We start from the raw sequence: 6,001 nt of genomic DNA on the forward strand, positions 1-6,001 counted from the left end.
TTCTTTCTCATAAAATAACTTTTTTATTTTTAATAATCTTAAATTTAAAGAATTTAAATCATAAAAAAAGTTCTTTGTAAAATGAAATTCTGATTGACTCTTTATATTTTTAATAAACAAAAGTAATTCTTGAAAGTATTTTTTAAAAAAGTTAAATATAAAAATATATATTGCAGTTAATACTGCTAAAAAAAGTAAAAAAATCAAAATATTTTTTATCCAAAAATCTTGTATTTTTGCGTTTATTTTTGGATAAACAATGATGATGTATTTATATCCTTCATATTGATAAGCTTTATAATAAATTTCTTTATTATTAAAAAATTCATGTGTAAAATCTGCGTTAAATTGATTTTTAAAGAAATCAAAATCATCTAAAGATGAGATGGTTTTTCCATCTTTTTTGATGATAAAATCTGCTCTTGTTTGTTGAGAAAATTCTTGAATGTTGTTTGTATTGAGTGTTTTTATAATGCTAAATTTTAATGTATCATTCAAGGTTTTTAATTTTTGCTCATAAGTGCTTTTTATAGTGTTGTTTATATATTGCTCATTAACAAAATAAAACAATCCTATAAAAAATATACAAAAACATATAAAAAATAAAGCAAAAAAATTTCTGATTTTTAACACAATTTATAACCCACCGAGCGCACTGAAATGATATTTTCTTTAATTTGTGGAATTTTTTGTTTTAATCTTAAAATAGCCGTATTGATTGTCTTATCGCTTGTTGTGTCATTTTTCCATACCTGCTCACTTAAAAATTGACGGCTTAGAAGTTGATTTTTGTGATTAAAAAAACACTTGAGTAATTCTACATCTAGGGTTGATAAATTTTCAAATGTATTTGTTTGATAAATTAATTTTCTTTCTTCTATATATAAAGTAAAATCTTGATAAGAAATTTGTTCTTTTGGAGTTTTATTTCTTTTAGTTACGGCTTTGATTCTAAATAAAAGTTCATTAAAATCAAAAGGTTTGCATATATAATCATCGCAGCCTTGCTCAAAACCTTCTAAAATATCTTTTTGCAAAGTCTTTGCACTAAGAAAAATCACAGGCTCCATATAACCTTTTTTTCTTAATTGTTTTATCATCTCTACACTATCGCCACTTGGTAAATTTCTATCCATGATGATTAAGTCTATTTCATTTGTATCTAGAAAGGTTTCTAAGTCAAAAAAATCAAAATAATTATAAATTTTTATATTTTCTTGACTAAGTCTTAAACTAATTAACTCATTTAAATCTTTATCATCTTCTATCAAAATAATATTTAGCATATAAAATTATATCAAAAAATACATGTATCCAAAATGTTTCCAAGTTTTTTTAAATTTTCATTACTTTTTTTAAAACAAGGAGAAAAAATGAAAAAACTTTTGGCTTTAAGTGTGGCTACCTTTGTTAGTTTAAACGCAGCAGAATTAAAAATAGCAGGTTCATCTACTGTCTATCCTTTTACTTCTTTTGTTGCTGAAGAGTATGCTTCTATAAAAAATACAAAAACACCTATAGTTGAAAGTCTTGGCACAGGCGGTGGTTTTAAAGTGTTTTGCGAGGGAATTACTGATATTTCTAATGCTTCAAGAGCAATCAAGCCAAGTGAATTTGAAACTTGTAAAAAATCAGGTGTGAGTGATATAGTCGGGATTATGATAGGCTATGATGGCATAGTTTTAGCTCAAAATAAAATCAATGCTCCATTAAATATAAGCTTACATGAGTTATTTTTAGCTTTGGCCAAAGAAATTCCACAAGATGGAAAATTAGTCCCAAATCCTTATACAAATTGGCAACAAATCAATAAAAATCTACCAAATAGAAAAATTACAATCTATGGTCCTCCATCAAGTTCAGGAACAAGAGATAGTATAGAAGAACTTGTAATGGTAGATATTTCTAAAAAAATTCCTGAATATAAAGGTGCATATAAAACTATACGCCAAGATGGAGCATTTATACCAAGTGGAGAAAACGATAATTTAATTGTTTCAAAACTTTCTGTTGATAAAGAAGCTTTTGGGCTTTTTGGATACGGATTTTTAGCTAGCAATGATGATAAGATTAATGCAGTTGATATTGATGGTGTAAAAGCTGATGAGAAGAATATTTCCGAAGGAAAATATAAACTAGCTCGTTCTTTGTTTATATATATGAATGCTAAGAAAAATCCAGAAGTATTTGAATTTGCAAAAATTTATATGAGTGATGATTTAGCTAAAAGCGGAGCAGAATTAGAAAAAATAGGATTAGTTCCTTTGGATGAAAAAACATTAAAACAAACCCAAAAACATATAGAAGAAAAAGGTTTATTAACTGATGAGCTTGTTAAAGCAGGGAAAGTTTTTTAATTTTTAGGATGAAAAATTGATAAAAGAAAAAATAATAAAATTAACGCTTTTTCTTTGTGCTTTTGTTAGCGTAGTAGTAAGCTTTGCTATTATGCTAACTATTTTAATAGAGGCATTAAAATTTTTTCAAAAAGAAAGTGTATTTACTTTTTTATTCTCAAGTCAGTGGGCAGCAGATGCTGCATTTGTAGGTGCTGATGGAAGTAGCAAGCATGGGGTTTTTGGTGCTTTGAGTTTATTTTGGGGAACTTTTTATATTTCATTAATAGCAATGCTAACAGCCTTACCTTTAGGTGTAATGTGTGCTATTTATCTTGGAGTATTTGCAGGTAAAAAATCTAAAAACTATTTAAAACCTATTTTAGAAATCATAGCAGGAATTCCTACTGTAGTTTTTGGATTTTTCGCAGCCATAGTTGTAGCTCCTTTTATAGTGTGGTTTTTTTCTCTTTTTGGTATAGAAGCTAGTTTTCAAAGTGCCCTAGGTGCAGGTTTTATCATGGGTATTATGATAGTTCCTATAGTGGCTTCACTCTCACAAGATTGCATTGAAGCTGTAAGTTTAAAAAGGATAAATGGAGCTTATGCTTTAGGTATGACTAAAAAAGAAGTCGTTTTTGCAGTAATTTTACCAGAAGCAATGCCAGGTATAGTTGCAGCTTGTCTTTTAGGACTTTCAAGAGCTTTAGGTGAAACAATGATTGTTGTTATGGCTGCTTCATTGCGTCCAAATTTAACAATGAATTTTTTAGAAGATATGACAACAGTGACTGTAAAAATAGTAGAAGCATTAAGCGGTGATCAAGCTTTTGATAGTTCTTTAGCTTTAAGTGCATTTTCTTTAGGGCTTGTGCTTTTTATTATTACATTAATCATTAATATTTTTAGCGTTTATTTGATAAATCGCTTCCATAAAAGGAAAAATTTATGAAAAAACTTTTTAAACAAAGAAAAAAAGCTTCAAAAAATTTCAAAAGATTCTGTAAAATGGGGCTTTATATAAACCTTATTTTTCTTTGTATTTTTTTATCAAGCGTAGGGTATCTTGGGATAGGAGCTTTTAAGCAAACTTACATTTATGCCCAGGCTGATAGAAATAGCCCTTCATATGAGCTTTTATCGCGTGCTGAACAAAGGAAAATAAGAACAGGTCAAATCAAAGAAAAATCTTGGCTTTTAGCAAATTCTGAAGTTGATCAATATATGAAAAAAAACTACAATAAACTAAGCGATGAACAAAAAACTTTAGTTGATGAATTAGTTCAAAAGCAAGAAATCAAACTAAGTTTTAACACAAATTTTTTCCTTAATGGAGATTCTAAATCACCTGAAAATTCAGGAATCTTTGCTTCTGTGGTTGGAACTTTACTTGTGATGATAGTTTGTATGGTTGTAAGTATCCCAATAGGAGTTGGAGCAGCTATTTATTTAGAAGAATTTGCTCCGCAAAATGTATTTACGCATTTTATAGAAGTGTGTATTAATAACCTTGCAAGTATTCCTAGTATTTTATTTGGACTTTTAGGACTTGGAGTGTTTATTAATCTTTTTGGGATGCCTCGTTCTAGTGCTTTAGTTGGAGGATTAACTTTGGCTATTATGAGCTTACCTATTATTATTGTTTCAACTAAAGCTGCCTTAAAAAGTGTGGATATTAATATGAAAAATGCAGCATATGCTTTAGGCATGACTAAAATTCAAATGATAAAAGGCATTATGCTACCTTTGGCAATGCCTATGATTTTAACAGGTTCTATTTTAACTTTAGCTCAAGCTATTGGTGAAACCGCGCCTTTGATGATTATAGGTATGATAGCTTTTATACCTGATGTGGCAAATAGTGTTTTTGCGCCAACAAGTGTTTTACCTGCTCAAATTTTTTCATGGTCAGCTATGCCAGAGCGTGCATTTTTAGAAAGAACAGCAGCAGGGATTATAGTGCTTTTATTTCTTTTGGTGATTTTAAATTTAGCAGCAATACTTTTAAGAAGATATTTTCAAGGAAAATTAAAATGATAGCAAAAACAACAAATCTAAATTTATTTTATGGTAAAAAACAAGCTTTATTTGATATTAATATGGAAATTCAAAAAAATAAAATCACAGCTTTAATAGGTGCTTCAGGCTGTGGAAAATCCACATTTTTGCGTTGTTTTAATAGGATGAATGACAAAATAGCAAAAATCGATGGTCTTGTTGAGATTGATGGAAAAGATGTTAAAAATCAAGATTTAGTCGTGCTTAGAAAAAAAGTCGGAATGGTATTTCAACAACCTAATGTTTTTGTAAAAAGCATTTATGATAATATTTCTTATGCACCAAAACTCCATGGGATGATCAAAAACAAAGATGAAGAAGATGCTTTGGTGGAAGATTGTCTTAAAAAAGTAGGGCTTTTTGAGGAGGTAAAGGATAAACTAAAACAAAATGCTCTAGCACTTTCAGGTGGTCAGCAACAACGCCTTTGTATAGCAAGAGCTTTGGCCATAAAGCCAAAATTATTACTTTTAGATGAACCAACTTCAGCGCTTGATCCTATATCTTCAAGCGTTATAGAAGAGCTTATTAAAGAATTAAGTCATAATCTTTCTATGATCATGGTAACGCATAACATGCAACAAGGTAAGCGCGTGGCTGATTATACTGCATTTTTTCATCTAGGCGAACTTGTAGAATTTGGTGAAAGTAAGGAATTTTTTGAAAATCCTAAAGAAGAAAAAACAAAAGCTTATTTAAATGGAGCTTTTGGATAATTTTTATTTATTTAGAAATTTTGATGATATAATTAATCAAAATTTCTAAAAGGCTTAACATGCTTAAAAATCAAACTTATTTCATAGACTCTTGTGATGATGTGGAATTAAATATAAAAAGAGAAAGTAAATTAGAATATAGAATCACTTATGATGATAGTAAGCAAATGAAAGCTATTGTTTGCATTATTTCTGGATTTGGAGATGATGCAAATAGCGATTATAGAAGACATTTAGCTGAAGCTATTTGTAGTAATTTTGATGTAATTGTACTTAGTGTTGAGTATCACTGTATTGGTTCAAGATTAAATAATGGTGCAAAAATAGTATTTGATAATATAGATGAATTTATATTAGAGCATTCATGTAAAGCTTTTGGTATAAAATGGAAAGATTTTGCCTATGATGATTTAAAATATATAGACCATCAAATGATTGAATTAAAATCAACAAATAAAATTCACAATCAAAGTAAAATTCAACTTAGCGCCACTTTAAAACCAACTAAAAATGAGTATCAAAATTTTGGCATTATGCAAGCAATAGATATATCTAATGCTATATTACATGTGGAAAAAAATATGGTGGGGGGGGGTATACCAGTAATTTTAATTGGTAGTTCTCATGGGGGATATTTAGCAAATTTATGTGCCAAAATAAGCCCTTGGGTTGTAGATACTATAATAGATAATTCCTCTTACGCTCTTACACCTCTTTCGTATTTGGGTTTTGCTAAAGAAATCGATTATACTAAGAACTGCGAATTTTATATAAATTATTCTGAAAATATTGATTTATTTTTATTTACTAAAAGTTTTTGGACGTCTAATCAATACTCTCCTTGTTATTTTTCTAATGCAAGAAAAAATATTAGAGATATTTTAAATTATG

6 protein-coding genes and 1 pseudogene are annotated in these 6,001 nt (G+C 28.6%); 5 read left to right on the forward strand and 2 right to left on the reverse strand.

The features are described 5' to 3' along the window. Positions 1-498, reverse strand: a pseudogene (locus L8W68_RS08060) (hypothetical protein); the annotation flags it as partial. 128 nt (positions 499-626) lie between these two features. Continuing rightward, complete coding sequence (locus tag L8W68_RS08065) at positions 627-1,286, reverse strand: response regulator transcription factor (RefSeq protein WP_263675742.1); 660 nt, start codon at positions 1,284-1,286, stop codon at positions 627-629. Between the two features lie 87 nt (positions 1,287-1,373). Here L8W68_RS08065 and L8W68_RS08070 point away from each other — a divergent pair, with 87 nt between their 5' ends. From L8W68_RS08070 to L8W68_RS08090, 5 genes are all read left to right on the forward strand, one after another. After that, a complete protein-coding gene (locus tag L8W68_RS08070; protein WP_257928718.1) occupies positions 1,374-2,357 on the forward strand; it encodes a substrate-binding domain-containing protein in 984 nt (327 codons plus the stop codon). Between the two features lie 16 nt (positions 2,358-2,373). Then, positions 2,374-3,288 (forward strand): phosphate ABC transporter permease subunit PstC, encoded by a 915-nt coding sequence (gene pstC / locus L8W68_RS08075; protein ID WP_047208303.1) that lies wholly within the window; start codon positions 2,374-2,376, stop codon positions 3,286-3,288. Next, the gene (pstA, locus tag L8W68_RS08080) at positions 3,285-4,373 is read left to right on the forward strand and encodes a phosphate ABC transporter permease PstA (RefSeq protein WP_263675743.1); all 1,089 of its coding nucleotides are present in this window, start codon (positions 3,285-3,287) and stop codon (positions 4,371-4,373) included. Before pstC ends, pstA begins: the two co-directional genes overlap by 4 nt. Next, a complete protein-coding gene (pstB, locus tag L8W68_RS08085) occupies positions 4,370-5,110 on the forward strand; it encodes a phosphate ABC transporter ATP-binding protein PstB (protein WP_087700725.1) in 741 nt (246 codons plus the stop codon). Before pstA ends, pstB begins: the two co-directional genes overlap by 4 nt. A 59-nt stretch (positions 5,111-5,169) precedes the next feature. Further along, positions 5,170-6,001, forward strand: an 832-nt coding sequence (locus tag L8W68_RS08090) for a DUF2920 family protein (protein ID WP_263675744.1), incomplete at its 3' end; no start/stop codon positions are given.

The organism is Campylobacter sp. FU_497, from assembly GCF_025772425.1.
In the GTDB taxonomy this organism is placed as follows: domain Bacteria; phylum Campylobacterota; class Campylobacteria; order Campylobacterales; family Campylobacteraceae; genus Campylobacter_D; species Campylobacter_D lari_C.

Coding starts and splice junctions, on each gene's coding strand:
- pstB (WP_087700725.1), top strand. CDS start 4,370: ATGATAGCAAAAACAACAAATCTAAATTTATTTTATGGTAAAAAACAA.
- pstA (WP_263675743.1), top strand. CDS start 3,285: ATGAAAAAACTTTTTAAACAAAGAAAAAAAGCTTCAAAAAATTTCAAA.
- L8W68_RS08065 (WP_263675742.1), bottom strand. CDS start 1,286: ATGCTAAATATTATTTTGATAGAAGATGATAAAGATTTAAATGAGTTA.
- L8W68_RS08070 (WP_257928718.1), top strand. CDS start 1,374: ATGAAAAAACTTTTGGCTTTAAGTGTGGCTACCTTTGTTAGTTTAAAC.